Below are 25,157 nucleotides of genomic sequence, written 5' to 3' on the forward strand. Positions count from 1 at the left end.
AGGGACACGCTCCCATGGGCTTTTGTGACTTGCCCCTGGCAGACAAGGTCTGCTCGGCCACCGACGCGGCCGGCGGCGCGATCGACTTCGTCTCCAACCCCGGCAAGGCGATCGGCAACTGGATCGCCAAGAGCGCCGGCGAACTCGCCGCCGCGGCGGCCGACCTGGCCGCCAAAGCCGTCAACACCACCACCCACGTCGACCTGAGCGCCGGATGGTTCCGCGACAACTACCAGATGTTGCTGCCCATCGGACTGACCATCCTGGTCGCCACCTTCTGCGCGCAGCTCATCCGTGCCGCCGTCCGACGCGACGGACAAGCCCTCGCCCAGGCGTTCACCGGCACGATGAGCGGCGTCCTGTTCACCTTCGGCGCCGTCGCCGCCACCACCATCGCCATTGAAGTAGTCGACGCCCTGTCCGATGGGCTCTTCAAAGCCTCGCACCAGTCCATCGAGACGGCCGTTCGACGCACCGTGAAGGTCTCGGAGATCGGCGCGCTCTCCAGCTTGGGCTGGATGGTCGCCTCCGTGGCCGGCCTCGGAGTCGCTCTCGGCGCCGTCCTGTACTGGTGCGTGATGATGGTCCGCAAGGTCGGCATCCTCGTCATGGTCACCCTCGCCGTCTTCGCCGGCGCCGGTGGCGGCTGGGAAGCAGCCCGCCGCTGGCGTAAGGGCTGGATCGAAGCCACCGCCACCCTCGTGGTCTCCAAGCTGCTGATGACGATCATCTTCGTACTCGGCGTCGCCGCGATGGGCAACACCTCGCCCAAGGGTGGGCTCGGTGCGCTCGCCGACGTCATGTCCGGCATCGTGATCATGGTCTTGGTCCTGCTCTGCCCCTACGCGGTGTTCAAATTCGTGCACTGGGCGGCCGAGGGCACAGACGGGGAGTCGATCCACCGCGCCGGTGGCGCCGGTGCGCAAATGGCCCGGCAGCACGCCGAGCGTGCCGGACGCAAGGGTGCTTCCATGGCCGCCACTGCCGGAACCGGCGGAGCAGCCGCCGGGGCAGGCGCAGCTCCCCAAGGCCCCGACGCAGGCTCCGGAGAATTCCCCGGCGATATCGCCGCCACATCCTCCGGCGGAGGCTCGGGAATCTCGCCAGGCGGTAACGCCGCCAAGTCGGGTCTGGAGAAGGCCGTCCAGCCGCCGCCGACCAATGTCGCTGATGACACCGGCGGTCAGGCAGGGGGAAGTTCAACAGCAGGCGGCTCCGGACAAGGTGCCGCGGCTGGTCAGGCCGGCGGATGGCAGGCCACGCCGCCGGCCACGACCCCACCGCCGCAGGGGGCACCGCCGCCTTCCAACTCGCAGCAGCCCGTCAGCGCCTCCCCAGCGCCGCCGACCGGCCCCTAACCCTGCCCGCTCCCTGGGGGCGGGAGGCTCCCGGCTCCCGCCCCCAGGCCCGCGCCCCAGGACAGTTCCTTGTCTGATATCTCCATCGCCCCGGTCGCGGTGAAATTTCCTCACCGGTCTCGCCGTGGCCTCCTCCTCGGCCTCTCTCTTTCCCAACTCACCCTGTGTGCCTGTGCGTTGGCGCTGCTTTTGGTGACGGTCGTGACGACCGGGCTGCTCGGCGCCATCGCCCTCGCACCGCTGTGGGCGACCGTCGCCGCCCTGGTCATGATCCGCCGGCACGGCCGCTCATTGATCGACTGGGCCCCCATAGTGGCCCGCTACGCAAACCGCCGCCGCACCGGGCAGACCCTCTGGCTCGCCCGTCCCATCACCCGGCCCCGGCAAGACGGCGTCCTGCACCTGCCCGGCACCTCCGCCTCCCTCAAAGTTGTCACCCCCGGCGACTCCGCCACCGGCTCCGCCGCCATCCACGACCCGCACCAGCAGACCCTCACCGCCATCGCCCGCGTCAGCAGCCGCGCGTTCGCCCTGCTCGACCCCGCGACGCAGAACCACAACGTGGCCGGGTGGGGCCGAGCACTGGCAGGCATCGCCCGCACCGGACACGTCGCCACCGTGCAGGTACTGGAGCGCACCGTCCCCGACAGCGGCGACACCCTCGCCCGGCACTGGACCCAGCACGGCCAGCCCGAGACCCCGGTCGCCGGGAAGGTCTACTCCGAACTGGTCGCCGCCGCCGGACCCGCGGCAGCACCGCACGAGACGTACCTCGCGATCTCCCTCGACCTCAAGGCCGCCAAGCGCCTGATATCGCAGGCCGGCGGCGGGCTGCCCGGCGCCTTCACCGTGATGCAGCAGACCACAGCCAGCGTCGCCCAGGCCGCCCGGAACGCCGGACTGACGGTCACCGGCTGGCTCAGCGCACGGGAGATCGCAGCCGTCATCCGCACCGCCTACGACCCCAAAGCCCTGTCGGCCCTGCAGCAGTGGTCCGAGACCGGCCGCGCGGAAGCTGACCCCGCCGCCGCCGGACCCGTCGTCCAAGTCGAAGACTGGGACCGAATGGCCACCGATTCCGCCCGCCACGCCACCTACTGGGTGGAAAACTGGCCGCGCGTCCAAGTCGGCGCCGGATTCCTCCACGGCCTGATGTTCACCGCCGGGGTCCGCCGCAGCCTGTCCCTGGTGTATGTGCCCCAGGGAATCGAGTCGGCGCTGCGCGACGTCCAGCGCCGCAAATCGGCGATCATGGCCGACGCCAGCGAACGCGCCCGCCGCGGCCAGGTCGACAGCGAAGAGGACAGCGTCGAATACGCCGACGTCAAGCAGCGCGAGCGGCAGCTCATCGCCGGACACGCCGATGTCGCCCTGACCGGGCTGGTCACCGTCACCGCCGACACCGACGACCTCCTCGACGCCGCCTGCGCGCAGATCGAGACCGCCGCCGTGACCGCCGGTGTCGACCTGCGACGCCTCAACTACCAGCAGCCCGACGCCTTCGCCGTCACCGCACTGCCGCTGGCTCGCACCGCCCTCTGACTCCGCCGCCCTCTCCACCGATACGGCGGCAGCAAGGACCCCGCCCCTTTGAACTCGCCTACGCATACCGACGACGCGCACCCCTACCTCCGCGCCGCCACCTCCGGGATCCGCCACCACACGCGCAGCCTCGCCTCCCGAGCCCAGCACACCCCCTCGTCCGCGGACCGCGTGCACCTCGACGTGCTGCACGCCCACCTGACCGCGCTCCACCAGCTGCTCGACCAGCTCGCCGAATCCTCCCGACCGCCACATCCCGCCGCCGGCCGACACCTCGCCACCGCACACACACGGCTGTGGCAGGCCGCCGCCGCCGTGCACGACGCCTTCCACCTCCTGCCCGTGGCGGACGAACCCTCGGCAGACACCGAGTGCCACCCCGAGCGGCTGCCCAAGGGCCCCCACGTCCTCACCATCTGCCAGCGCCACCTCGCCGCAGGTCACGTCGTCCGCCGCAAAACCACTCCGAGCGACCTCAACACCCCGCTGCACGGCCACACCGCCCCCAGCAGCCAGTAACCCATCACCGAAAGGCACCAAATGCGCGCCCTTAAGCGTTCCACCTCCACCGCGGCCATCCTCGCCGCGCTCGCCGGCACCGCAGCCCTGGCCACCGCCGCACCGGCCTCCGCCGCCAGCTACCACTGCACCACGAGCAGCTACACCGTCGACGACCCGTCGTTCAACCCCGACTCCGACAACTGGGACTTCGACGTGAAGCTGTGCGCCAAGAGGAGCGGCGGCTATATCTACACCACGGCCAAGGTCAACTGGGACGGCCCCTACTCGGCCCCGAAGAACCGTTTCAACAAGGCACGCTTCCACCTGCAGACCAAGCGAAGCGCGAAGGGCACGGACCCGGTCGTGAAGTACGCCAACTACACCGGCCTGGAGCACGCGCTCGCACACAGCAGCAGCAACGGCAACGGCTCGTACGAAACCGGAACCCTCAAGCACAAGGCGGGCTCCAGCCGTTACCTCGCCGACGGCTACATCGAGCTGGACTGGGCGGGCGATGGCAAGGGCTACCGGAAGCCGCTAATTTTCCGCGCCTCCCCGCGCGTCTGACCCCGCACCGCGTCCAGACCGTCATCACGTGAAAGCCGCCCTGCCATAAGCCACCGCCCCGCGCGCCGTGCCCGCCGTGCCAGCGCCAGCCCCCTGTTCACCCCGCACGGCACGGACCGCGCCTCCCGGAAAACCGCCCGCCGACAGCTCGCCGAGGCAACCGCGAAGGCCCGCGTCGAAGAAGCCGCCTACGCCAGCGGCACCGGCGTGGAGGAGCAGGAGATGCCGGCACCCCTCTTCCCGCCCGCGGGGCGACCCGGCCCCGCGTCCTCCCGCAACAACAAGCTCAGGCTGCCCGCCCACCGCATGACCACTGCCACCGTCGCGGGAGCGTATCCGTTCCTCGCCGAGGGCGGGCTGGGGGCAGAGGGCATCTACATCGGGCGCGACGTCCACGCCGAAGGCAGTTTCGTGTTCGACCCGTTCGCGCTCTACGGCCGCGTGGAGGACTTCACCAATCCGAACATTTTGTTGGCCGGGGTGATCGGCCAGGGCAAGAGCGCGCTGGCCAAGAGCTTCGCCCTCCGGTCGGTCGCCTTCGGCTACCGGGTCTATGTCCCCTGCGATCCGAAGGGTGAGTGGACGCCGGTAGCGCAAGCGCTGGGCGGGACGTCCGTCGCACTCGGCCCCGGCCTGCCCGGCCGACTCAACCCCCTGGACGCCGCGCCCCGCCCGGAGAGCATCTCCGAGGCGGACTGGGTCGGCGAGATCCGCAAGAGGCGCCTCCTGCTGCTCGGCTCCCTGGCCAGGACCATCCTCGGCCGGGACCTGCTGCCCATGGAGCACACCGCCCTCGACGTTGCCCTCAACGGCGTGGTCACCCGCGCCCAAGCCGCCGACCGGGCCCCGCTTCTCGGCGACGTCGCCGCCGCCCTCAACGACACCACCCAGCTCGACGAAGCCGCCGGGATGATGTCCGGACGGCTCGGCGAGGCAGCATCCGACCTCGCCCACGCCATGCGGAGATTGGTCCACGGCGACCTGGCCGGCATGTTCGACGCACCCTCCACCGTGCAATTCGACCCCAGCACGCCGATGCTCACAATCGACCTGTCCCGGCTTGGCGGAGGCGGTGACGACACCGCCCTCGTGCTCGCCATGACCTGCGCCTCCGCCTGGATGGAGTCCGCCCTCACCGACCCGCGCGGCGGCCGACGGTGGATCGTCTACGACGAGGCATGGCGCCTGATGGGCCATGTCGGGCTGCTGCAACGTATGCAGGCCCAGTGGAAGCTCTCCCGCGGCCTCGGCATCGCGAACTTGATGGTGATCCACCGGCTCAGCGATCTGCTCACCGCAGGCGACGCCGGATCACAAGGCCGGGCGCTGGCCGAGGGCCTCCTCGCCGACTGCTCCACCCGCATCATCTACCGCCAGGAGACCGACCAGCTCCACGCCGCGGCCTCCCTGCTCGGCCTGACCTCCGTCGAGATGGAAGCCATCGCGCACCTCAACCGCGGCAGGGGCCTGTGGAAAGTCGCAGGCAGGAGCTTCATCGTGCAGCACCTCCTGCACAGCCACGAGCTGGCACTCTTCGACACCGACGCCCGCATGCATTGAAAAGCAAGAGGCTCATGAATCCCAATGTCCAGCGCGAACTGATACCTCGCGACGACACCCTCCGCCTTATCGCGGCGTTCAACGACATGAAGGTCAAACTCCTCGACGCCGCCGAGCAGTGGCAGCTGCTGGACGGCACCGGCCATGTGCCGGCCGCGCCGTCCTACGCCGAACTGATCCAGCACGCCGACGACGCGCAGTCCCTCGCCCACGACGTCGTCCAACTCACCGCCGAATTCGCCCAAACCGCCCACAGCACGAACCGAGACGGCAGTGCCGTACTCGCCCGCCTCTCGACGGCGGCCACCATGTCGTGCTTCGCCGCACCGTACTTCGCAGAGACTGCGGAGACCGCCCTCTCCCTGCGCCGAGCCTCGCGCCCGGCCGACAAGCAGCAGCTGGAAAACCGCATGGTCATCGACCATGCCACGGCGCGCGCCTATCTGCGGCGCACGTCGGAATCGCTGCGCGACGCGGCCAAGGAACTTGGCAACCATCTCGATATCCACCGCTTCTTCCCGACAGCTACCCAGCGGGAGATCCCAGCGCCTTCACTGCCCAAGCCGAGCGCACGACACCGCTGACCCGAACCGAAAACACTTCGGCCCCAAGGAGCCCATGCCCCACCACCGTGCAGACCTGTCCTCCTTCGCCGCCTCCCTCGCCGCCCGCCTGCCCGGCACGTGGACCAGTGAGTATCACCAGCACGCTGCCTACCGTGACCAGTTCCCCCTAGCGGAAGAGGTCTGGGACAACGGCCTCGTCAGCTGGGCGTTGTCCGAGTTCGTCCTCCGCCACCACGCGCTGCTCAACGGCCCTGCCGGACAGCAGCTCTGCGTTATCGACCGGCCCCTGCACCGCCACCAGTTCCTCGTCGCACCCCTTCGCGATGGGAACCTCAAGCCGCATCACTTCGACGGTGCGTTCGAGCCCAACGGCATCAAGGTCGGCGGCGACCCGCTGCGTGCCGCCGCCGCGGTCACCCGGCGTCTCCTGCCCCACTACAGGTGCGCCCTGATCGACGTACGCCGCAACGCCCGGGAACAGCCTGAGCCGCCACTGCTTCACACCCCGCCCGATACCGACCAGGTCGTCACTCTCGTCTGGTACGAGGACGGAGTGCTGGGCACCCCTTATGCCAGCGTGCCCGAGGAGGCACGGATGCACCTGTACGCGCACGGCTTCCAGTACCACCCGCACCGAGCCGCTTTCCTCCTGCCCGCCGCGTACGGAGTGGCGGGTCGTGCACTTCGTATTCAGGCGGTAACCCACCAGCTCGCGACGCAGGGCATCGGCGTGAATCTCCGCCACGCGACACCGGCCACCAACCAGCACCCACCCGCGCCGCCGACGACGGCTCCCGCCACCGCGTTGGGCAAGCCCCGAACCACTGCACGCCGCTGACCCCTTCCGCCCCTCACCGGAGACCGACCTGCCCACACCCCGCATCACGATCGTCATCGCGACCCGCCTGCACGACGACCGTCTCGACTACCTGACCGCCATGCACACCAGCCTCACCCGGCAGACCGTGCCGTGGGAAGCGGTGATCGCTATCGACGGCGCCGACCCCGCCCGCCTGCCGGCGCCGCTCGTGACCGACCCCCGTATCCGCACTCTCGCCCTCCCCCGGGCCGTCGGCGCCGCCTGCGCCCGCAACCTCGCCCTCACCCAGGTCCGCACGCCTTATGTGAACTGGGCAGATGATGACGACGAGTTCACCGACGACGCCATGGCGACGCGGCTCAACACTCTCGAATCAACCGGAGTGGGCTGGTGCGCAGGATGGAGCGAGGACCGGCACCCCGACGGCTCGACCACCCTGTGGCGCTGTCCCACGCCGCCCGGCCTGCACCAGGCCGGTGATGTGTGGACGTACTGGAAGCGCCCATCGGACACCATTCCAATCGGCCCCACCACGATCCTGGCTCGCACCGACCTGGTGCGGGCGGCGCCGATGGGCGGCCTCGTCCAGGGCGAGGACTACATGGCCCTAGGCGTGACCAACCTCGCCCCCGGGATCCTGCTGCCCGTCCCGGTCTACCGCTACCGCAAGCACCCGGGCCAGATGACTAAGCAGACCACGTACGACCAGCTGGAATCCGCGTCCCGCGAGCACGCCTGGAACTACGGCCGCAGCCTGCGCGCCGCCTTCCGGTCTGGGGAGGCTCTAGGTGCCGCAGTTCCGCGAGCATTCCCGCGTGATCATGAGCATCGTTCGAGCATTTCCGCGTGACCATGAGCAGTGGTTACGTTCAGTAGTTGTCTGGTGCCAGTTTTTGGCGATCTTCCCGTCTGCTCAGTGCGAGTCCTTCGCACCGTTCCAGTACGGCGACCGAGTGGCCCTAATAAGCTCAGGACTCCCGCGGCATCGATCCGGTGCGTGGACGGGGCGACTCGTGATGTCCCTTTCGCTCAGCTTCGGCTGAGGGATTTCGCCGAGTCGGAGCCGTGGCGCCGGGTCCGCTCGGCGCATGGCATGAAGCACTACCCGGGCGACTACACCTCCGCCACGACGGGTGGCTACGTCGCCCACAAGAGCCGCTTGGAACTGGCCCGCCCGCCGCTTGCCGACTTCGATCGGTCAGTGTGCGGCATCTTCGCCCAGCCCTGCCACATGGTGGCGCACATCAACGGCAAAGTACGCAGCCACGTACCCGACTTCCTCCTGGCGCTGCGCTCGACGATGGTGCACGTCGTCAACGTGAAGCCACCGCGCTGGTGGATGCCCACCCCGGGGATCGGCAACAGCACGGCGGTGCTCGCGTACGGCTGCCGCGACCTGTTCAGACGGCAGGTCACCTTGCGTGGGGAGACCACACCGGCCGGCGCCTGTCGGGTGCTGACCGTCTTTATCGCGCTGAGCGGCAACACGCAGATCCGCAGCTTGAACGCGGCGATCTGCCGGTTCTACGGGCTGCCGGTCAAAGGGGGACGCCGACACTCTTGGCAAGGAGCCACAGACCGCCGACCATTGCGGTGCGCTTGGGGGGCAGGATGCGGGACAGCAACTTGGCTTCAAAATCGGCGACGTAGTCGAGGACGTGGCAGACGCACAACAGCCTGTAGCTCGTCATCTGCGTGCTCCCGTCGCCCACGGCCCGGCAGTATCCGTCGGGTTGAGGCTCCCCGGCCAGCGGCACTTAAACGAACATGTTGCCGACCCTCCACAGACAGGCGACCTGGCGCCCCCCATAGAAACCCGAGATAAAAAGAGCAGATCTCACGACATCACGAACTTCCAGAGCGCTCTAAAATTCTCCCCGGACTTTACGAATCCGTAGAGAAATGCACCACTACAGCCATCCACGTATATGTCTAGACTTTCACTGAACCACGTGTCCAGCTTACCTTTACAGTAGATCACGGAGATGACTGCATACAACGGAAAGAGCGCCAGAAGGAACAATCCAAGTACCGCTCCTAGCGTGATCAAGAGTAAGCCAAAAGCGACGAACAATGGCACCAGCATGAGCACAATCAGGCATTTGACAACGAATCTCACGGAACGAGCTCACCTCCTCTGGTCCGGATTCCTCCAATATTCGCCAGCTTGGAGCTCAAGGTGATTCGTCACTCCTCATGCGTCAATCCCCGGGAAATCAAAGTCGCGGCCACGATCGGGAGTTCATGGAGGTCTTCCCCTGAAAACCCGTACGTTTTACTGGCGGTCCGGATGCAGTGGACGAGGGTGTAAAACGCCAGTGCTGTGGCCTCATCATGCGTGGTGCGGATCGTGGCGTCAGGTACTTTCCAGGCCCGCATCGCCCGGCGCGTGTCCCCGGCCAGCGCGTACAGGGCACCGTCGTGCAGTGGGCTGTGAGCCAGGGCAGCGGCGAGCGACTCGTCGGGTTGGCACAGCAGCCCGTCGAGCCGTGCCACCTCCCGCAAGTGGCGTTCGGTCGGCGCGACGACCTGCGCCGTGGGCAGGACCGTCCAGTCGAACCCAGGACTTGCGCTGAAGTCTGCTGCCTTGTCCGTTGCCTCTGCCAAACTGCGTGTCAGAAGTTCCAGGCCGTAGCGTTCCGAATCAATCCGCTTGCGGAAACTCGCATCCCGGTGACCCAGGATGCGTTCGCGCTCGTGGATCCGGGCGTCGCCCAGGGACAGCTCGATAAGACGGGCGGCTCGCTCACGCGCGGGGCGGTGTGTTCTGCCCCGCCTGACCAGTAAAGCTTCTTCCAGTGACTGCACTGCCAGCATCCCGATGACGGCACTCACCAGACCGTAGAACTCGCCCGCGTCTTCCAGCCATTGTTTGCGCACGAACCCGATATCGGACGCATTCTTCTTCATGACGTCTGCGTTCACGAGGTTTCCGGCCTGGAGGGCCAGGAAGTCGGCTTGGGACTCCTGTTCCGGTGACTGGGAACATTCGGTGTGGTGGGCGAGAGCGTGGTGTGCCATTTCGTGGCCGAGGAGAAACCTGATCGTCATCAGCAGAAACAGGTCGGCTGTGTCGTGATGCGAGAAGCCATCCTCATCGCGTCGGTCCTGCTGGGTGATCAAGGCGGTGGCGACACCGTGGGCCCGGCGGTTTACATGGTGGTAGCGCAGAACCGAGGCCAGACGTGCCGGATCGCCGACGAGTGTGCCCTTGAAGTGAGCAACAGCGAAACGGAGGAAAGACTTCAGTATCGATGTCGTATCGGCGATTGGCGACAGTTCCCGGCTGACGTGCTGGCAGTAGGAGGTGCACAGGGCGACCAGCGAGTCCGAGACCACGACCAGGCCGGATTCATCCTCTTGCGGGGCATAGTGAGCCGAGACTGACTGGCTCTTGGTGGCGATCACCACGAGCTGGGAGAGCCGGTCTCCCTGCCCGAGCATGGTGAGGGCAGAGGCGAGATCAGCAGCCGCGGCATCGAGCACCTGAGACAGGGACTCGCCGAAGAGCTCGGGGAACGGCAGCCGCCACTTCTGGTCGTCGCTCAGTGCGCCGATGTCGGCCATGTTCTTGCGCAGGTAGGAGGAGTAACTCTCCTTGCCTACCGGGAGGAGGCTCCGTCCGGCGTCCTCGGCCATCGACTCGCCGGTCATGGCAGCGGCCTGTGGCCAGAGCACAAGGCGCCGACCCCGATCCGGGCCACCAAAACGGCCACCAACGCAGCCTTCGTCGGGTCCCCGCCGAAGTTACCGAGGATGTCGCTCAGCGCATAGGCATCGATCACCCGCTCCGAGGGACTGGTGCCTGCCACCGCCTTGAGCCGCTCATGCCCACAGATCCTGCTGCGCAGGGCATCCAGCTGCCCGTTGAACCATTCCTGGCCGAATCGGCGCGGGAAGTCAGGATCACTCGGGGCGGCTCCAAGGGTATCGCCGAGCAGTGATGCGCCGAGCAGCGCGTGCAGTTCGTCCTCAGTCTTGTTCAGGTACTCGCCGACGGACATGGCCCCTCCCCCGTCACGACGAACCCAGTCACCCGAGCGGCGCCATTCTCCACTGCCCGGCCGTGAGCCCTGTCAGATCACCTTCACGGCTCCGTCTCGACGTTGCCGCAGCTCACTACTCCCCCAGTGCATACGGCGGTGCGCCGTCCCTCCGAGCCGCAGGCTCTACCAATTCCGCGTCGTAGGGGGGGGCGGAACTCCAGACGACGGCACACCAGGACGGTACTGGTGAGAAAGGGAATTGTCAGTGGCGCACTCGGGCGAGACGCGCTACGGGCGTACGCCCCTGCGCGCATACCCAAGGCGAGTCCCCCGTCCGCGCAGACCACCTGGACGGCTACCTGTTCATCGACGACGAAGCCCTGTGTGGCATCAACCTGGGTCTTCGACGGCCGCGGCTACCTCAATACCGAGGGCTGGCGCGAGGTCGGGTGGATGGTCCGATCGCTGGGCCGTCCCTGGCGGGCGCGTTTCCTTTATGGCTGCGGATCCCCGGTTAGCGAAACCGGGGATCCAACGTGACCATCGGTGTACCAACCACCCCAACGACATCGGAGAACTCTTGTACAACGCGCCACCCACGGCATCCCGTTGACCGACCATCCGCCGTTGAAGACGACCGGCGTTACTACGAGCGACTGTCGACGAGGACCCACTGGGACATTCTGCGCATGATCCGCACCCACGTGCATTGCTCATCGCGTGTGGAAGTCGCCATCCCTGCTGAAGCCCGTGCTCACGAAACTGCGGTCCCTAGAGAGGCACTCGCCCATGGCTGACGCTGAGATCATCCTCACCGACAGTCGGCACAACGGCATCGTCGCCTTCGCCTCCGGCGAGAAGTACCCCTGGGCGCACACCGCTCTGCGAGAGAGCGGATTCCAGCGCGGCGAAGCCGGCATCCACTACCTGCCGGCCAACGAGCCAACCGCTTCCCGTACCACGGTGGCTGGTCTGATCCGGTGCGCCGAGCGGCACCACACCACCGTCAGTGTCATCAGCCGACAGTTCATCGGCGACATGGCTGACCATATCGCCCGCCTGCTGCCCGGCCAGTGGGAGGCACAGGTCGAGATCTACTCCCATCCCCTGTGGCAGGAGGACCTCGTGCCGTGGCTGTGGGACAGCGGCGAGCTCGGCCGCGCCGTGCGCACCACCCGCCTCCCCTACGCGGCCACCCTCACCAACGCCACCACCGGCACCACCCTCCTACTTGCCGAGCGCCCCCGGGCACCAACGCGACTACTTGATTGGGGCCTTCGCGCCCATGCCCCTCGAAGAGGGCTTCGCTGACCCGCATGCGCCGCGCAGCGTCGTCCTGCCGCCCTCACCCGGTCTCGCGGCACGAGCGATCACCGACCGGTACCTTCCGGCCTACGACCGCGCCGTCCATGCCCGCAGCACTGACGCCGTCGCCGCGGTGCTCGCCCGCCTCCGCAGCGAACACAGCACCTGGACGGCCATGGTTGCCTCCGGCCAGTACAGCGACGCCACCCCGCTCGAGTTCGATGCCCTAGGAAGCTCGACCGAGGATCTCCTGGACAACGCCTGGCGCGACTTCCTCACCGTGCTCGACCACGCGCCCGCGCTGCTGGACCGTTGTCGGCCCGCCACCACCCCGTGGCCCGAGGACGGCACCGCCTTTGCACACCTGGCGGGCGCCCTGGCCGACGCCGAGGCCGTCCACGAAGAGCTGGCCGCCGGCGTCCCGCTCACCCGCGGCGAGCGCGCTACCCGAACCTGGACGCCCATCGAGACCTGGCTCAGCCACGGCGAGGCGTTCCTCCGCCAGGCGCACACCTTCACCCCACGTGTGCGAAACGGCCTCGCCGCCCCGGCTCCGCCTCGCGCCCTCCCGCCGGGCACCCCCGCACCACGCCGCTGAGCACCACGCCCAAGGAACTTCATGACACCCCCGACCACCCCATGGGCGACGGCTCTTTCCACAGCAGCCGGCGGTACCTGGCCACCAGCTGGCCGGCCCAACACCAGTCGCATCTCGTCAGCTTCGCCAGTACCCGGCAGTGGCCGTCCCGCATGAGCACAACCACGTTCACGGCCACGAGCCCCTGCGGGCGTATCCCCCTGCACCACGACCGCCGGGCCGAAAGCCGCGGGCCCCACCAGGTCATCACCGCACGCACCGCCGATGAGCCGGCGCCCAGCCCTCCACGCGGGCGCTGCCCCCCTCCCGCCCGCTGAGACAGCCGCCCGTCCGTCGGTGCCCGCGCCCAGACACAACAGAAAGCTCCGCACATTGGCCCCATCCACCCACTTCGCCTTCGGCACTCACCCCAACCACGGCTTTGTCGCCACCTTCTCCTCCTCCATGCCCGCGCACCTGGCCCATTGGTTCCTCGTCCGGGAACAGTTCGAGCCCGTCCCCGACCAACCGGGCCTCTTCCGACTTACCGAGCCCGAGCGCGACGGCCCGCGCCGCACCCGGCAGGCCGTCCATGACCTGCGCCGCCAGGGCTACGACGTGCAAACCGACGTCGCCCTCGATCCGGCTGCTTCGGCGAGTCCGCCTCGCCCCGTCCAGTCCAATGGCCTGTCGGAGCGGCGCAGCCGAATCGCACAGGCCGCCGCTGGCCAGTCACGGCAGTACGGCATGACGCCGACGGGCTCACTGCCGCCCGCGCGGTCGGTCCTGCCGGAGCCGGGCTACGCGCCCACCGCCCGTTTCCCCGACTCTGCCCCCGGCCGGTCGCGATGACGGCCCCGCGAGGGGCGCCCTGGCCCACCGGCGCAGACGAAGGACCGTCGCCGAGGGCGAGGAACTGATCGAACTCGCTCAGGCCATTCCCACTCGCCAGACCGCCGTTACACGGCCGGCCACTCCGACCGCCGTGCTCGTCACCGCCGCCGGCGGCGGTGACGAGCACGGCCCGGTCCCGCTGACACCGACCACCAGGAGCAACCGATCCCCATATCCCCCACGCCTTCGACGGCCGAACTTCGCGCCCGTGCCCGTGACTTCCGGCTGCGGATGGCCGTCATCGCCCGCGAGGTGGAGACCGTGCTCGACACCACCCGCGACCGCCACGGGCGGACCGTCCACCATCACACCGCCACGGCAGCCCGCGCACGCCGAAACCACGCAGCCATCGAGGCGTACGCCATGGATCTTGCCCCGCGCGCCGACGCACTGCTGACCGCCGCCCACGGCGCTCTCGACAAGCTGCCTCCCGCCCGGCACACCGCCGGGTGGCGAAGCGTCCTCGACAGCCTCGCCACGTCCCACGCCGAGATCGTCCGCGTCCTCGATAAGCCCGCCGCTCCTGGCTCGGACGCGGAGCGCGAGCAGCACGCAGGCGTGTGGCCGCATCTCGCCGCCTGGGCCGACCACGGCTCCATCGCCGCCGACCTCACCGACCAGCATCACCAGCCCGCACCCGAACTGGCTGACGAGGAACGGCAGATGTGGACCGAAAGGGCCCAGGCTGCACAGAGGCGTGGTGAGCTGGAGCTGATGGAGTCGTGGTACGCCGCTGACGGTCGACGGATCACGCTCGCCGATCTGGTCGAGGACGATACGTCCACCACGATTGCTCTGGCCGGCGACCCGGACGGGCCGGAGTTTCAGGTGATCGGGCACTACGACAACGAGTACGCAGCCGGGCAGGCGCTACCGCGCCCCGTTCCCCCTGGGGTGCTGCGACCGGACGTCTCGCGCTTCAACCGCCCAGAGACCGTGCCAGAGATGTCCTTGCAGGAACTGCGCCGGGATGTCCTCGAGGCCCGCACCGCAGCGGACGTCTCCGAAGCTCTGCTCACCACCACCCAGCGCGGCTACGACGCGGGCCCACTGATCCGTCTCCAGGAACTCCTGGATACCGCAGGCCAGTTCGCCTTCGCCCTGGAGAACGTGCAGGGCCGCCAGGTCGCTGCCCGGCTCGCCGCGCTCGGCCGACAGGTCGAATTCCTCACCCGCGAAGTCCACGAGGCAGCCGAAGACCTCGGCGCGACCATCGCCGTCCTGCCGCCTCACCGCACCCCCGCACCGCGGATCCGCCCGCGACCCGCCCTGGACACCACACCGCCCACATCGCCGCCGCGCACCACAGCAACCGCCCGCCACCGCTAGAGCACCGTTCCGCCCCGGTCGACGCACCGACGCGGACACGCCTGAGCAGGCACCCCAACTTCCCGTCATTTGCACGCCTTCAAGGAGATTCACCTATGGCTGTCCGTACGACCTGGAACGTCCAGCACACCTGTGGACACGATCTGCCACACGACCTGTCGAACCGTCCCGCCGACAAACGCGCCGGCTTCGCCCGCTGGCTCGCCGCGCGAGACTGCACGGACTGCTGGCAGGCTGGCCGCCACAGTGACAGCGCCGAAAGGGCACAGTGGCTTGCCGCCAAGCGGGCCGAAGAACAGCAGGCCGCGACGGAGTGGGCACAGCGGTTCGACATGCCGCCGCTTGAAGGCCCCGAGCGCGCCCTGGAATGGGGCGAGCGGTCCCGCCACCAGCTGATGACGGCCGCGCACACCGCCCTCGTCATCGAGGACACCTGGGACGAGGCGGACTGGGCTGAAGTGGAGGAGAAAGCACGAACGATCACGCAGGCCGGATGGTGGATCGACCAGAGGGACGCCGACGGCTCTGACCTGCTCGAACTCCTCGACGCAGCTGGCGAGTCGGAGCGCGGGACGGAGAACCCGTTCCGCTGACGGGGGGCAACATAGACGACGATCGCCGGTTAGCCAAACCGGCGATCCTCCGGACCATTGATCCTTCCGCCGCCACCCCTATCCGCGTGGAAGGACTCGTATGACATCGCCCTCGACTCCCCCGCCCACACCTGCGTTCGCGCCGACGCCTGACCCGCTCACGCCCGCCCGGGACATCACCCACGCCCACTTCGAGCCCGGAGACCAGGTCGTCATCCTCAAGGGCGTGGCCGGCGGGGAGCTGTGGGGAGATGCAGTGCACGTCGTCGCTCCCTCCTGGCACACGCCCACCGACGAGGACGGATGGCGGCTGCGCGACGCCACCGGAGGCGCGCAGACATACATCACAGGCCACCCCCGGTACCTGGTGCATCTCTCGCGTCGCTGCCCGGAGTGCCTGATCCACCTGCGCGCCATGGAAGACCACCTTCTGCCGAAGTACGCCGACCACGACGCGCTGATCGACTGCGGCTGGTACACCACCACCGCCCTTGGCCAGCTGGTCCACATCGCCGACGCCCGGAGCGGCCGGTGACCCTCCCCGTACGCCGCCCCGGCCGAGCCCACGCCCTCCTCGACACGGAAGCCCGAGCCACCTCTCATCCGGCCGACACCTCCTGGCCGGTCCGCCTGGCAAGGGATCTGCGCGAACTCGACGCCGACTGGCGCGAATCGGCTGAGGTATGCGCGAATGCCGCATGGGCGGCACGCTCCGCTGGGCACAGCATTCTTGGTCTGCTGAGCCCGGAGCAGGCCACCGCCGCCGGACCCGATCCGGTCACCAGCCGCACCTTGCGGCATCTGTACCTGAGCGCCCTTCGGTTCGATTTCCGCTGCCCCACCCTCCAAGCCGTCATCGAACAGCTCCCGAGCACCGCGCTCCGGTCACTGGATTGCTACAGCCACGCCCTGTACGCCTTCGCGCTGCTGGGCCAGTCCCGTCCCGAGGGCCTGGCATTGATGGACGAGGTACTCGCGGAGGCAGGGGAGCACACCAAGACGCTGCACGTTCTGCTTCACGGGCTGTGGCTGGGCCAAGACTTGGAGCAAGGCGCGGAACGGCTCCTGGCTCTCAGCTCCCGACCTGGCTTCGACACCGACAGAGACCCGATCCTGCTCTTCCGCGTTGCCGGCGCCCTGCGTCGGCTGGGCCGATACGACGAAGGGCTCGCTGCCATCGACCGGGCCCTGGACCTTCTCCCGCCGGGTGACATCACCGTGCACGCCGACCTGGTGCGCGAGCGCTCCCTGATCGCAGCCGCCCGCGACCTGCCCAGTCCCAAGGGAGGAACAGCAGCATGATCCCCCGCATCAACGAACGCACCCACACCCCACACGACCCGCTCAGCGAGGCGCTGGGATACGCGGTGCCCTTCGTGGGCGGACTGACCGAACATGCCGTCGTCGCCTACTGGCCGGGGCTGGACTCCTACATCCTGGACGACGAACAGGCCACGTGGACAGCCAAACAGTGGGCCGAACACCTCGAAGACCCACTCCTGGAGCATCCGTTCGCCGCCAGCCCCCAAGACGACCGGCGGGCAATCTTCCACCTCGATGCGCGACTCCACCCCGACGACCGGGAGCTGTCCCGTGCAGAGTGGGCGGAGGCCGCCCACCGTCTCGCCCGCGCCGCCGGCATCGAAACACCAGGGGACACGAACGACTGCCACTGGATCGCTGTCCAGGGCAAACACGGACGCCTGGACCTGATCGCCAACCTCATCCGCCTCGACGGCACTTGGCAGCGCCAGCCGGCCGACCTCCTACGACGGCTTTCCGACGAGGCCCGCGCCATCGAAGAGGACCTGCGCCTCACTCCCCCACGAACCGCCTCCCGACAGCGCGGCAGCAGCCAGGAAGCGCCGACCGCGTCAACGCAGTTCGCCAGGGTTCTCGCCCAGCTCGCCAACGAACAGGACGGCCCGCTGGTCGCTGTGCGCGGCCTCGTCGAGCACACCGCACACCGCTTCGCCGACCAGGCCGGTGCCGCCAGCGCCGACACTGCGCATCGCCTGGAGCTAATCGCCCACCGCCTCTACGGCATCCAGCAGGACCTCCAAGCCACCGCCACCCGCCTGAACGCCCCGCCCCAGCCGCGCACAGCCGTTCCGGCCCCGCCCACAGTCAAGGCAGTCACACGCCAACCACGTTAGGAGAAACGCTTCTTTGGCCCACGCCGACCGCTTCCTGAGTATCCGACGCGATCCGTACTCCGATGAAGTCCTCGCCCGCGGCGGCGACCCAGAGGCCCACAGCCTCCTCCAGCGCACCGGGTTCGTCCCCGTCGTACGAGCCCACGAGACATACCACCGCGTCCCCACCAACCTCGCGGAGCACGACGAGGCCCGCCTCGCCACCAAAGCGGTCGCCCGGCTTCGATCCACCAGCTACCACGTCGACTGCGACAAGGACTTCGACACCGACGACCGCCCGACGCACCACCTGCCGCTCGGGACTTCGGTCGCCCACATTGCCGAGTCCATCCGCGAAGCCACCACCACCGACGAGGTGGCCGACACACTCACCGAGCTGACCGCCCCCCACGACGGCGTCCTCGCCGCTCTCGACGACGTGCTCGTCGCCCTCGCCGAGTTCCACGAGGGCCTCGGCGACGCGGCCGACCCGCACATCGCCCGACGCCTGCGCTACCTCGCCGACGAGCGCCTGGGCGTCATCAGGAGCGACCTCTCCCACACGCGCAACGACCTCGCCGACCGCCACGTCCCGCATCCCGGCCGCAGCATCTGCGCCGAGCAGGTCCCCGCCAACGAGCGAGAGCGCTCCGCCGTGTGCGCCTGCCCGCCCCCGCCGCGCACGGTTCCGGCTCCGCCTCCCCCGCCCGTGGCCGCCGCGATGCGCCGCTGACCCACCCGCCCAAGGACACCATGCACGACCACGAAAACTCCGAGCGTCTCGCCTCGTACGCTGACGTCCTCGCCAGCGAACTCCCTGACAGCTGGACCAGCGCCTATCTCCCGCCCGAGCACAAGGACGACCTCGCCGAACTGGTCGACCGGATCTGGGACCTGGACCTCGTCGCCGAGGCCCTCGCCCATCACCCACTCCAGCAGGCAGCCGTCCTTGCCCGGTCGGACGGCGCCAGGCTCGCCGTCCTCCACCGCCACGACGAGCGCGACGGTTTCCTCATCGCCGCCGTCGCCCCCCGCGACCTGCCCGACGAGGCATACCGCGGTGTCAGCGAGCCGAACGGCATTGCCCTGACCGACGACCCCTTCCTGGGGGCCGAGCAGGTCGCCGGTGACCTGCTAGCCCGCTACGACATCGCGCTCACACAGGCCCGGCACAACGCTGCCCAAGGCGTGCAGCCGTCACAGGCGGACCGGGTCGTCCTGACCTGGCAGCCCGACGGCGGCCTCGCCGCCTCCCCCGTCGGTGAGCAGGCCGGCTCTGTCCTGACCGCCAACGGCTTCGTCCGTGACAGCGCGGGTGTGTACCGCCTCAACGGCGACGACACCACCACTCAGGCGCGCGCCGTGCGCCAGACCGGCCGACAGCTCGAAGCCCTCGGCATCGACACCGCCCTGCAGCACCCCTCGGGCCGGATCGCACCCGCCGCCACGCCCGCGGTGGCGGCGCCTGCCCCTGCTTCCCGCGCCTCGACGGCCAGGACCCGATGAGACCGAACGTGAACTGGAGAACCCATCATGGGCAATAGGGCCGACGAGTGCGGCACCGACGTCGAGATCTACTGCAAAGCCCTGACCAACACCATTCACGCCGACACCCCTACCGGCGCCCCCCAGCAGCTCCTCGACCTCCTCGATCAGCTGGGTCTGGAACGCCAGGAAGTCCGTACCGCCGGCCCCGTCTACATCTGGCACGAGGTCCCCGGGCACCTCGATGCCGACGAGCAAAAACGTCTGGCGAGCCGCGCGATCCCCGCACTTCTCATGGCCGGATACAAGGTCAACTGCACCCACGACGTCTTCGACGAGACTGCCTACCGGCGAGCCGTGCAGGAGATCCGCTCCCGTCGAGCCCGACCAGCTGCGACACGCCCGGCCCCGGCCGCCCCCTCCTCTCGCCCCGAGCCGTCCCGGCACACCGCGTAGTAGCGAACGGTGACCCCAGCACCGACTGGGGCCACCGGGGGCCTGCACCGCACAACCAACCGGAGAGTTCCGTAACACCCCGCACACCCCCACCGATCACCCACCACCTCAAGCCCAGACTCGCGACCGCACTGCTCCGTCGATATCTGCGCGCCTACGTCGTGCGGGACCGCAGCAGCCCGCTCGCCACTGGCCGGCCCGACGGCGCCCTGGGGGAATCCCGCCGCCTCGGACACCGCCCCTGACCCCCTTGCCCCTGCGCTCCGGGAGGACCATGCCCGACCCCACCCCCTACGCCGTCACCCTCGCCGAGGACATCGCACATGGACTCGACCAGCTGACCGAGCACCTCGCCCAGGCCCCGCCTCGCCAGGCCGCCAAGATCCTGGGAAAGGTCCTCGACGCTGACGAAGGCGTCCTGGGCCGGATGACCGGACTCATGGCTACCGGCTCCCAGATCGCCCAGCACCGCGCCCAGGCCGGCTCCCTCCCGCCCGAGGTCTTCCTCGCCCTGGGCCGGGCGGCCAACGCGCTCCACGACATCGCGCTCGACCTCGACGAGCACGCCGACGACATCCGCCGCCTCGCCAACCCGCCGACCGCCGCACACCCCGCAGTGTCCAAGCCGGTGGCCTCCGACATGGTCGTCAGGCGGCACCGGTGAAGAATCACAAGCAGCCAGCCGGCGGCCCGGGGGACCAGGCCCAGCAGCACTACCTGGTCGAACCGCGGTACCTGGCCGGCGGCGGCGACGTGCGCCATGTCAGCGAATTTCTGCGCGCCTCGGGCTGGAAGGACCGCTCCAAGAGCGGCGGTCCGCTGGCCTTCGACAGCCCTGACCGCACCATCCGCGTCGCGTACGACCCGTTCATCCAGCCCGGCGGGTGGATGATCCGCGCCGAAGCCACGCGGGGGCAACCGGCCTGGCACGTGACCCTGGGCCGACAGACCCCAGTGGAGATCGTCGCCGGATTCACCGACGCCCTCACCCAGCCCCGCTCCGCCCACGCCCCCAACCCCTGGGCCCCCCTGCACCAGCACAGCTGGAAAACCGAACAACGCCGACATCCCACGGCGACCAGCCCGGACGACAGCAGCTGGGTGCAGTTCCACCAGACCGCTCCCGGCAAGGCGTTCTGGTGGGCAGGGGCACGCACCGAGCACGGCAGAACGTGGGAAGCCCATCTCTCCCCCACCACCCCAATGCACCTCGTCCAGGCGCTCACCGCAGCCCTGGCCGACCCGCAGCCAGTGATGCGGCCCCGCGGAACCGTTCCGCCCTCCGCCCGCGTCCGCACCACCTCCGTCTCCGTCCTGCCCTCCCAGCTCAGCGCCTGGCAGCAGACCCGCATCACCGCCGCCCGCGCCGCCACCTGGGCCCGCAACTCCTGGGCCGCCGCCCAACCCCGCAACCGCAGCGCCCGACCCCACGCGACAGCCGGAAGCGCCCGCGCCACCCGCTGAACCGCCCCACATCAACGAGGAGACCCATGCCCGCACCTACTCCGGACGACGTCCGCTGCGCCACCGAAACCCTCACCCAGCTCACCGAGCACCTGCGCGAGAACCCCAACCTCGACGAGGCCATCGCCCTGATGGAACCCCTGCTCGACGAATACACGGGCCTGCCCGTTCAGCTCGGCGACACCCTGCGCGCCCTTGCCCGCGCCGTACTCGCTCACCCGGACATCCCGAACCGCACGGCCATGCACGCCCTGGTCGACGACCTGCGCACCGCGGCGTGGGAGCAGACCGACCAGCACACCCTCCACTACACCCTCGACGACCTGCGCACCCTTGTGCGGAGTGCGACTTCCACCGCGGCGAGGTCCTAGCGGTGTCGGTGAGCGAACGGCAACTCGAAGCGTTCGCCGCCACGCACGCCTGGCGAATCCCGTTCGACACCACTCCCCGCTACCTCGCCGGCCCCGGTGACGGCCGCCACGTCACCCACGGTCTCGCCGCGGCCGGATGGACCCGCACCTCGGACCCGCTCAGCCCCGAAATCGTCTGACAAGCCCAGACAGGCGGTACCACCTGCAGTTCGACCCGCAGTCCGCCACCTCCGCCTGGTGGCGGCTGCGGGCCGAGCCCCCCGACGCCAAGCCGTGGTACGCCGAATTCGGCGAACTCGTCCCCGCCGAGATCCTCACCGGCCTCACCGACGCGCTCACAGCCCCGCCGCCCTCCGAACAGCCCAATCTCTTCCGCACGTTGGGATGGGCAGGATGGGTGATCGACACACCGAACTCCGCCTTCTCACTCGACGGCATGTGCCACGTAGAACTGCGGACCGACCTCGGCGACGGCAGCATGCCGCACTGGCACATCGAGACGACAGAGCCGGCCCCCGGCATCCTGGGGGCCCGGATCTGGCACGCCTCGTTCGACGAGCACTCACCCGCCCACCTCGTGGAAGCCTTCGTCAGCGCGCTCGCCGACCCCGCCCCGCTCCAGCGCGGCATGTACGAACGCACCGCGCACCACAGCGCCGTGCAGAAGCCGAGCCGCCCGCCCACCCGGCGGCAGGTCCTCGACGCGCACACCACCCGCCTCGAGGCCCTCCGCGCGCAGGCACGCGCCGCCCGCCGCCGGCAACAACCGGCCACCACCACGGCTCCAGCCCCGGCCACGAGCACAACCGCACCTCTGCGGCGCTGACCAACCGACCACCACCGGCCCGCAGCCCCACCGCTGCGGGCCGGTGAACCGCACTCCGAAAGACCCCCGTGAAGACATCCCCCCACGAGAACCACAAGCAACGCCTGGAGCAGCTGGCCGTCTTCCTCCGCGAAAGCAACCAGATCCTGGCCGACTGGGACGCCTACTCCGAGCAGCACACCGACCTCGACGGCTGGCCCCACGACGAGGACGCCTACGGGCAGCGCGCCAGCCGCCGCGATGCCGACACCTGGCGCGCGTTCAACCGGATCTATCCCAGCGCCAGAGCACTTGTCGCCACCGCCGAGGCACAGCTGCAGCGCCTCCCTGCCCAAGCCGTTCAGTCACGGTGGGTCTGGCAGCTCGGCGTCCTCGACACCGCGCTCGACCGCCTCGCCGCCCTTCACGACGATTGGCTCGTCACCCGCGACAGCCTGCCCCCTTCTGCCCGGCCGGAAACCGAGGTCTACGACGACGCACGGGCCAGGCGCAACGCCGAAGCCTGGCACGAACTCGACGAGTGGACGTCGGCCGGCGAAGTCCTCCTCGAAATCCACCGTGCCGCGCTACAGGCTCCATCAGCACTCACCCCCACAGCTCCGGTGCGAGCCCCCGCACCACCGGCGCCAGCCAGCCACTCCACCGCGGTCCGCAGATCAGCGTGACCGAGAACGTCGATGTGGCGCTGGTCGCCCCGCGCTACCTGGCCGGCGGCGGTCCCACCTGGATCACCGCCGCGTTGCACCGAGCCTGCGACTGGAGTGCCCAATCCAACTGGCTGGTGCCGCGCGTGTTGCTCACCAGCCCCGACAGAAATGCTGCGTCGGGGCCCGGACCCCGACGGTCCGTGGTGGGTCCTCCAGCACGCACCCGAGGCGAGCAGCGGGCCTGGTCAGTGAGCTTCGGCGCCCGCACTCCCGTCGAGATCATCGCTGGACTCACCGACGCCCTCACCGACCCGGCCACCGCCCAGGCGTCCGCACCCCGACACCACCCCCTGGAAACACCCCTCTTGCCCACCCCCTCCTCCCCCTCACCGACCTCGAACGACGGCTACGACATAGCCTTCAGGGCCCTGCTCGGCGTACTCGCCGTCGCCGTCCCGTTGGCCAACCTCGCCTGGCTTGGCGGAAACGCCACCGCGTGGCTGACAGGCTCCGGCACCCCCGCTAGCTACCAGCCCTTCGGAGCGCTCCTCCATCCCGACCAGCTGTGGCCCGGCCTTGACCACACCGCGCTGCTGATCGGCACCCGCATCGCCCCCATCGCCGTCCTGCTCGCCCTCGCCGCCCTCGGCGCCCTGTGGTGGTCGCGGCACAAGAACACCTCGAGCGGGAAGAAGAAGCCCATCCGCGGGCTGGCGCGCAAGAGGGACATCGAGCCCCTTCTCGCCAAGGCGATGACGGCCAAGGCCCGGTCCCTGCGTCCGAGCCTGGCGGACGTCAAGCGCGTCGATCCCCGCGACACCGGAGTCCTCCTCGGTGATCTGCAGGGCACCCAGCATGAGGTGCGAATGGGCTGGGAGGACGTCGCCGTGGCGATCATGGCTCCCCGCTCTGGCAAGACCACGAGCCTGGCCATCCCCTCGATCCTCAGCGCCCCCGGCCCCGTTCTGCTGACCTCGAACAAGGCCGGCGGCGACGCCTACACCGCCACCATCACCGCGCGGGCGAAGGCCGGTCGCGTCTGGTCGATGGACCCCCAGCAGATCGCCCACGCCGAGCGCACCATGTGGTGGAACCCCTTGGCGGACGCCAAGACCCTCGACGGTGCCGGGCGACTCGCCGGTCACTTCCTCGCCGCAAGCGTGGACGCAAGCCAGCAGGGCGACTTCTGGTCCAAGGCCGGCTCCAACATCCTCTCGCAGTTGTTCCTTGCCGCCGCGCTCGACGAACGCCCGATCACGGACGTGATGGCCTGGCTGGCCTTCCCCGCCGACCGCACCCCGCTGGATATCCTGCGCGACCACGGCCACGCCGCGGTCGCCGCCCAGCTCAAGGGCACGGTGGAGGGCCCGCCGGAGACCCGCGACGGGATCTACGAGACCGCCCGCCAGTACGCCGCCGCCCTGCTGAACTCCGAGATCGCCGCGTGGGTCACCCCGCAGGACGGCATCCCTGAGTTCAAGCCGTCGGAGTTCGTGGACAGCACCGACACGCTCTACCTGCTCTCCAAGGACGGCGGCGGCGGCGCCAGCGCACTGATCGCGGCGTGCGCGGACTCGGTCATGCGAGCCGCGACCGCCCGAGCCGAACGAGCCGGCGGACGGCTCGACCCCCCGATGTTGGCGATCTTGGATGAGGCCGCCAACGTGTGCAAGATCAGCGACCTCCCGGACCTGTACTCCCACCTCGGTAGCCGCGGCATCATCCCGATCACCATCCTGCAGTCCTACCGGCAGGGCCAGAAGGTGTGGGGGGACGCGGGCATGGACGCGATGTGGTCGGCGTCCACCATCAAGGTCGTCGGCCCCGGCATCGACGACCCCGACTTCGCCGACAAGCTGTCCCGGATGATCGGCGACCACGACGTGGAGAGCACGTCCATCTCGCACTCCGAGTCCGGCAAGTCCACCAGCGTGTCCATGCGGCAAGAACGCATCCTGGCGGCCGACGCCATCCGTGCCCTGCCCAAGGGCAGCGCCCTGTGCTTCGCCACCGGAATGCGCGTCGCCGCACTCGACATGAAGCCCTGGTACCAGCAGCCCGAAGCGGACGAGATCTCCACCGCCTCAGAGCGTGCCTCGAAGGCCATCACCGAACGCGCCGTCGCCAAGACGACACCGAAGCAGAGCGACTTCACAACGGCCGCGTAAGCACTCC

29 protein-coding genes and 1 pseudogene are annotated in these 25,157 nt (G+C 69.2%); 27 read left to right on the top strand and 3 right to left on the bottom strand.

All coding sequences use genetic code 11. From position 1 onward, the window contains the following. The first annotated feature begins 14 nt into the window (after positions 1 to 14). The 8 genes from ACZ55A_RS15805 (at position 15) to ACZ55A_RS15840 (ending at position 7,764) form a co-directional block, all read left to right on the top strand. A complete protein-coding gene (locus ACZ55A_RS15805) occupies positions 15 to 1,358 on the top strand; it encodes an SCO6881 family protein (protein WP_468839774.1) in 1,344 nt (447 codons plus the stop codon). A 69-nt stretch (positions 1,359 to 1,427) separates the two neighbouring features. Then, positions 1,428 to 2,900: an SCO6880 family protein gene (locus tag ACZ55A_RS15810; protein ID WP_468839777.1), complete on the top strand. Its 1,473-nt coding sequence runs from the start codon at positions 1,428 to 1,430 to the stop codon at positions 2,898 to 2,900. A 48-nt stretch (positions 2,901 to 2,948) separates the two neighbouring features. Then, a complete protein-coding gene (locus ACZ55A_RS15815; protein ID WP_468839780.1) occupies positions 2,949 to 3,419 on the top strand; it encodes a DUF6238 family protein in 471 nt (156 codons plus the stop codon). A 21-nt stretch (positions 3,420 to 3,440) separates the two neighbouring features. After that, positions 3,441 to 3,968 carry a hypothetical protein gene (locus ACZ55A_RS15820; protein WP_468839783.1) on the top strand — a complete coding sequence of 176 codons (528 nt, stop codon included), beginning with the start codon at positions 3,441 to 3,443 and terminating at the stop codon, positions 3,966 to 3,968. Between the two features lie 45 nt (positions 3,969 to 4,013). Continuing rightward, entirely contained in the window at positions 4,014 to 5,528 is a 1,515-nt protein-coding gene (locus ACZ55A_RS15825; RefSeq protein ID WP_468840131.1) for a VirB4 family type IV secretion system protein, read from the top strand. A gap of 14 nt (positions 5,529 to 5,542) precedes the next feature. Further along, positions 5,543 to 6,112, top strand: coding sequence for a hypothetical protein (locus ACZ55A_RS15830; protein WP_468839786.1), 570 nt, complete (start codon positions 5,543 to 5,545; stop codon positions 6,110 to 6,112). A 34-nt stretch (positions 6,113 to 6,146) separates the two neighbouring features. Next, a complete protein-coding gene (locus ACZ55A_RS15835) occupies positions 6,147 to 6,932 on the top strand; it encodes a hypothetical protein (RefSeq protein WP_468839789.1) in 786 nt (261 codons plus the stop codon). Between the two features lie 49 nt (positions 6,933 to 6,981). After that, positions 6,982 to 7,764, top strand: a complete 783-nt coding sequence (locus ACZ55A_RS15840; RefSeq protein WP_468840133.1) for a glycosyltransferase — start codon at positions 6,982 to 6,984, stop codon at positions 7,762 to 7,764. Between the two features lie 688 nt (positions 7,765 to 8,452). On the opposite strand, the gene ACZ55A_RS15845 is transcribed toward ACZ55A_RS15840, so the two are convergent. The 3 genes from ACZ55A_RS15845 to ACZ55A_RS15855 all read right to left on the bottom strand — a co-directional run bounded on the left by ACZ55A_RS15845 (position 8,453) and on the right by ACZ55A_RS15855 (position 10,918). Further along, a complete protein-coding gene (locus tag ACZ55A_RS15845; protein WP_467012412.1) occupies positions 8,453 to 8,605 on the bottom strand; it encodes a hypothetical protein in 153 nt (50 codons plus the stop codon). A 496-nt stretch (positions 8,606 to 9,101) separates the two neighbouring features. Beyond that, positions 9,102 to 10,568: a hypothetical protein gene (locus ACZ55A_RS15850; protein ID WP_467012413.1), complete on the bottom strand. Its 1,467-nt coding sequence runs from the start codon at positions 10,566 to 10,568 to the stop codon at positions 9,102 to 9,104. Next, positions 10,565 to 10,918, bottom strand: a complete 354-nt coding sequence (locus ACZ55A_RS15855) for a hypothetical protein (protein ID WP_468839793.1) — start codon at positions 10,916 to 10,918, stop codon at positions 10,565 to 10,567. The genes ACZ55A_RS15850 and ACZ55A_RS15855 overlap by 4 nt, the downstream gene beginning before the upstream one ends. A gap of 771 nt (positions 10,919 to 11,689) precedes the next feature. Here ACZ55A_RS15855 and ACZ55A_RS15860 point away from each other — a divergent pair. The 19 genes and pseudogenes from ACZ55A_RS15860 to ACZ55A_RS15950 all read left to right on the top strand — a co-directional run bounded on the left by ACZ55A_RS15860 (position 11,690) and on the right by ACZ55A_RS15950 (position 25,150). Then, complete coding sequence (locus ACZ55A_RS15860; protein ID WP_468839796.1) at positions 11,690 to 12,211, top strand: hypothetical protein; 522 nt, start codon at positions 11,690 to 11,692, stop codon at positions 12,209 to 12,211. Beyond that, complete coding sequence (locus ACZ55A_RS15865; RefSeq protein WP_468839799.1) at positions 12,186 to 12,803, top strand: hypothetical protein; 618 nt, start codon at positions 12,186 to 12,188, stop codon at positions 12,801 to 12,803. Before ACZ55A_RS15860 ends, ACZ55A_RS15865 begins: the two co-directional genes overlap by 26 nt. A gap of 372 nt (positions 12,804 to 13,175) precedes the next feature. Then, positions 13,176 to 13,634: a hypothetical protein gene (locus tag ACZ55A_RS15870; protein ID WP_468839802.1), complete on the top strand. Its 459-nt coding sequence runs from the start codon at positions 13,176 to 13,178 to the stop codon at positions 13,632 to 13,634. 273 nt (positions 13,635 to 13,907) lie between these two features. Continuing rightward, complete coding sequence (locus ACZ55A_RS15875) at positions 13,908 to 15,005, top strand: hypothetical protein (RefSeq protein WP_468839805.1); 1,098 nt, start codon at positions 13,908 to 13,910, stop codon at positions 15,003 to 15,005. Positions 15,006 to 15,100: 95 nt separating this feature from the next. Continuing rightward, positions 15,101 to 15,598 carry a hypothetical protein gene (locus ACZ55A_RS15880; protein ID WP_468839808.1) on the top strand — a complete coding sequence of 166 codons (498 nt, stop codon included), beginning with the start codon at positions 15,101 to 15,103 and terminating at the stop codon, positions 15,596 to 15,598. Between the two features lie 100 nt (positions 15,599 to 15,698). Further along, positions 15,699 to 16,133 (top strand): hypothetical protein, encoded by a 435-nt coding sequence (locus ACZ55A_RS15885; RefSeq protein ID WP_356367986.1) that lies wholly within the window; start codon positions 15,699 to 15,701, stop codon positions 16,131 to 16,133. Beyond that, entirely contained in the window at positions 16,130 to 16,900 is a 771-nt protein-coding gene (locus tag ACZ55A_RS15890; RefSeq protein ID WP_468839811.1) for a hypothetical protein, read from the top strand. The genes ACZ55A_RS15885 and ACZ55A_RS15890 overlap by 4 nt, the downstream gene beginning before the upstream one ends. Continuing rightward, positions 16,897 to 17,754, top strand: a complete 858-nt coding sequence (locus ACZ55A_RS15895) for a relaxase/mobilization nuclease (protein WP_468839814.1) — start codon at positions 16,897 to 16,899, stop codon at positions 17,752 to 17,754. The genes ACZ55A_RS15890 and ACZ55A_RS15895 overlap by 4 nt, the downstream gene beginning before the upstream one ends. Before the next feature lie 13 nt (positions 17,755 to 17,767). Next, positions 17,768 to 18,466 carry a hypothetical protein gene (locus tag ACZ55A_RS15900; RefSeq protein ID WP_468839817.1) on the top strand — a complete coding sequence of 233 codons (699 nt, stop codon included), beginning with the start codon at positions 17,768 to 17,770 and terminating at the stop codon, positions 18,464 to 18,466. 20 nt (positions 18,467 to 18,486) lie between these two features. After that, entirely contained in the window at positions 18,487 to 19,239 is a 753-nt protein-coding gene (locus tag ACZ55A_RS15905; RefSeq protein ID WP_109896515.1) for a hypothetical protein, read from the top strand. Positions 19,240 to 19,266: 27 nt separating this feature from the next. Then, positions 19,267 to 19,674 (top strand): hypothetical protein, encoded by a 408-nt coding sequence (locus tag ACZ55A_RS15910; protein ID WP_468839819.1) that lies wholly within the window; start codon positions 19,267 to 19,269, stop codon positions 19,672 to 19,674. 274 nt (positions 19,675 to 19,948) lie between these two features. Beyond that, positions 19,949 to 20,338: a hypothetical protein gene (locus tag ACZ55A_RS15915; protein WP_444472686.1), complete on the top strand. Its 390-nt coding sequence runs from the start codon at positions 19,949 to 19,951 to the stop codon at positions 20,336 to 20,338. After that, a complete protein-coding gene (locus tag ACZ55A_RS15920; protein WP_468839822.1) occupies positions 20,335 to 21,138 on the top strand; it encodes an SPDY domain-containing protein in 804 nt (267 codons plus the stop codon). Before ACZ55A_RS15915 ends, ACZ55A_RS15920 begins: the two co-directional genes overlap by 4 nt. Before the next feature lie 26 nt (positions 21,139 to 21,164). Continuing rightward, positions 21,165 to 21,509 carry a hypothetical protein gene (locus ACZ55A_RS15925; protein ID WP_468839825.1) on the top strand — a complete coding sequence of 115 codons (345 nt, stop codon included), beginning with the start codon at positions 21,165 to 21,167 and terminating at the stop codon, positions 21,507 to 21,509. Between the two features lie 8 nt (positions 21,510 to 21,517). After that, the gene (locus ACZ55A_RS15930) at positions 21,518 to 21,688 is read left to right on the top strand and encodes a hypothetical protein (RefSeq protein WP_468839827.1); all 171 of its coding nucleotides are present in this window, start codon (positions 21,518 to 21,520) and stop codon (positions 21,686 to 21,688) included. Then, positions 21,646 to 21,801 (top strand): annotated as a pseudogene (locus tag ACZ55A_RS15935) (DUF317 domain-containing protein); the annotation flags it as partial. The gene ACZ55A_RS15930 and the pseudogene ACZ55A_RS15935, both read left to right, overlap by 43 nt. Positions 21,802 to 21,906: 105 nt before the next feature. Further along, the gene (locus ACZ55A_RS15940) at positions 21,907 to 22,335 is read left to right on the top strand and encodes an SPDY domain-containing protein (RefSeq protein WP_468840136.1); all 429 of its coding nucleotides are present in this window, start codon (positions 21,907 to 21,909) and stop codon (positions 22,333 to 22,335) included. Between the two features lie 68 nt (positions 22,336 to 22,403). Then, complete coding sequence (locus ACZ55A_RS15945) at positions 22,404 to 23,000, top strand: hypothetical protein (RefSeq protein ID WP_468839830.1); 597 nt, start codon at positions 22,404 to 22,406, stop codon at positions 22,998 to 23,000. Further along, positions 22,997 to 25,150, top strand: coding sequence for a TraM recognition domain-containing protein (locus ACZ55A_RS15950; RefSeq protein ID WP_468839832.1), 2,154 nt, complete (start codon positions 22,997 to 22,999; stop codon positions 25,148 to 25,150). Before ACZ55A_RS15945 ends, ACZ55A_RS15950 begins: the two co-directional genes overlap by 4 nt. Positions 25,151 to 25,157 lie beyond the last annotated feature (7 nt).

Source organism: Streptomyces sp. NPDC034111 (assembly GCF_055575375.1).

Coding starts and splice junctions, on each gene's coding strand:
- ACZ55A_RS15880 (WP_468839808.1), top strand. CDS start 15,101: ATGGCTGTCCGTACGACCTGGAACGTCCAGCACACCTGTGGACACGAT.
- ACZ55A_RS15850 (WP_467012413.1), bottom strand. CDS start 10,568: ATGACCGGCGAGTCGATGGCCGAGGACGCCGGACGGAGCCTCCTCCCG.
- ACZ55A_RS15860 (WP_468839796.1), top strand. CDS start 11,690: ATGGCTGACGCTGAGATCATCCTCACCGACAGTCGGCACAACGGCATC.
- ACZ55A_RS15925 (WP_468839825.1), top strand. CDS start 21,165: ATGCCCGCACCTACTCCGGACGACGTCCGCTGCGCCACCGAAACCCTC.
- ACZ55A_RS15855 (WP_468839793.1), bottom strand. CDS start 10,918: ATGTCCGTCGGCGAGTACCTGAACAAGACTGAGGACGAACTGCACGCG.
- ACZ55A_RS15820 (WP_468839783.1), top strand. CDS start 3,441: ATGCGCGCCCTTAAGCGTTCCACCTCCACCGCGGCCATCCTCGCCGCG.
- ACZ55A_RS15895 (WP_468839814.1), top strand. CDS start 16,897: ATGATCCCCCGCATCAACGAACGCACCCACACCCCACACGACCCGCTC.
- ACZ55A_RS15915 (WP_444472686.1), top strand. CDS start 19,949: ATGCCCGACCCCACCCCCTACGCCGTCACCCTCGCCGAGGACATCGCA.
- ACZ55A_RS15845 (WP_467012412.1), bottom strand. CDS start 8,605: ATGACGAGCTACAGGCTGTTGTGCGTCTGCCACGTCCTCGACTACGTC.
- ACZ55A_RS15875 (WP_468839805.1), top strand. CDS start 13,908: ATGGCCGTCATCGCCCGCGAGGTGGAGACCGTGCTCGACACCACCCGC.
- ACZ55A_RS15805 (WP_468839774.1), top strand. CDS start 15: ATGGGCTTTTGTGACTTGCCCCTGGCAGACAAGGTCTGCTCGGCCACC.
- ACZ55A_RS15835 (WP_468839789.1), top strand. CDS start 6,147: ATGCCCCACCACCGTGCAGACCTGTCCTCCTTCGCCGCCTCCCTCGCC.
- ACZ55A_RS15865 (WP_468839799.1), top strand. CDS start 12,186: ATGCCCCTCGAAGAGGGCTTCGCTGACCCGCATGCGCCGCGCAGCGTC.
- ACZ55A_RS15905 (WP_109896515.1), top strand. CDS start 18,487: ATGCACGACCACGAAAACTCCGAGCGTCTCGCCTCGTACGCTGACGTC.
- ACZ55A_RS15885 (WP_356367986.1), top strand. CDS start 15,699: ATGACATCGCCCTCGACTCCCCCGCCCACACCTGCGTTCGCGCCGACG.
- ACZ55A_RS15830 (WP_468839786.1), top strand. CDS start 5,543: ATGAATCCCAATGTCCAGCGCGAACTGATACCTCGCGACGACACCCTC.
- ACZ55A_RS15910 (WP_468839819.1), top strand. CDS start 19,267: ATGGGCAATAGGGCCGACGAGTGCGGCACCGACGTCGAGATCTACTGC.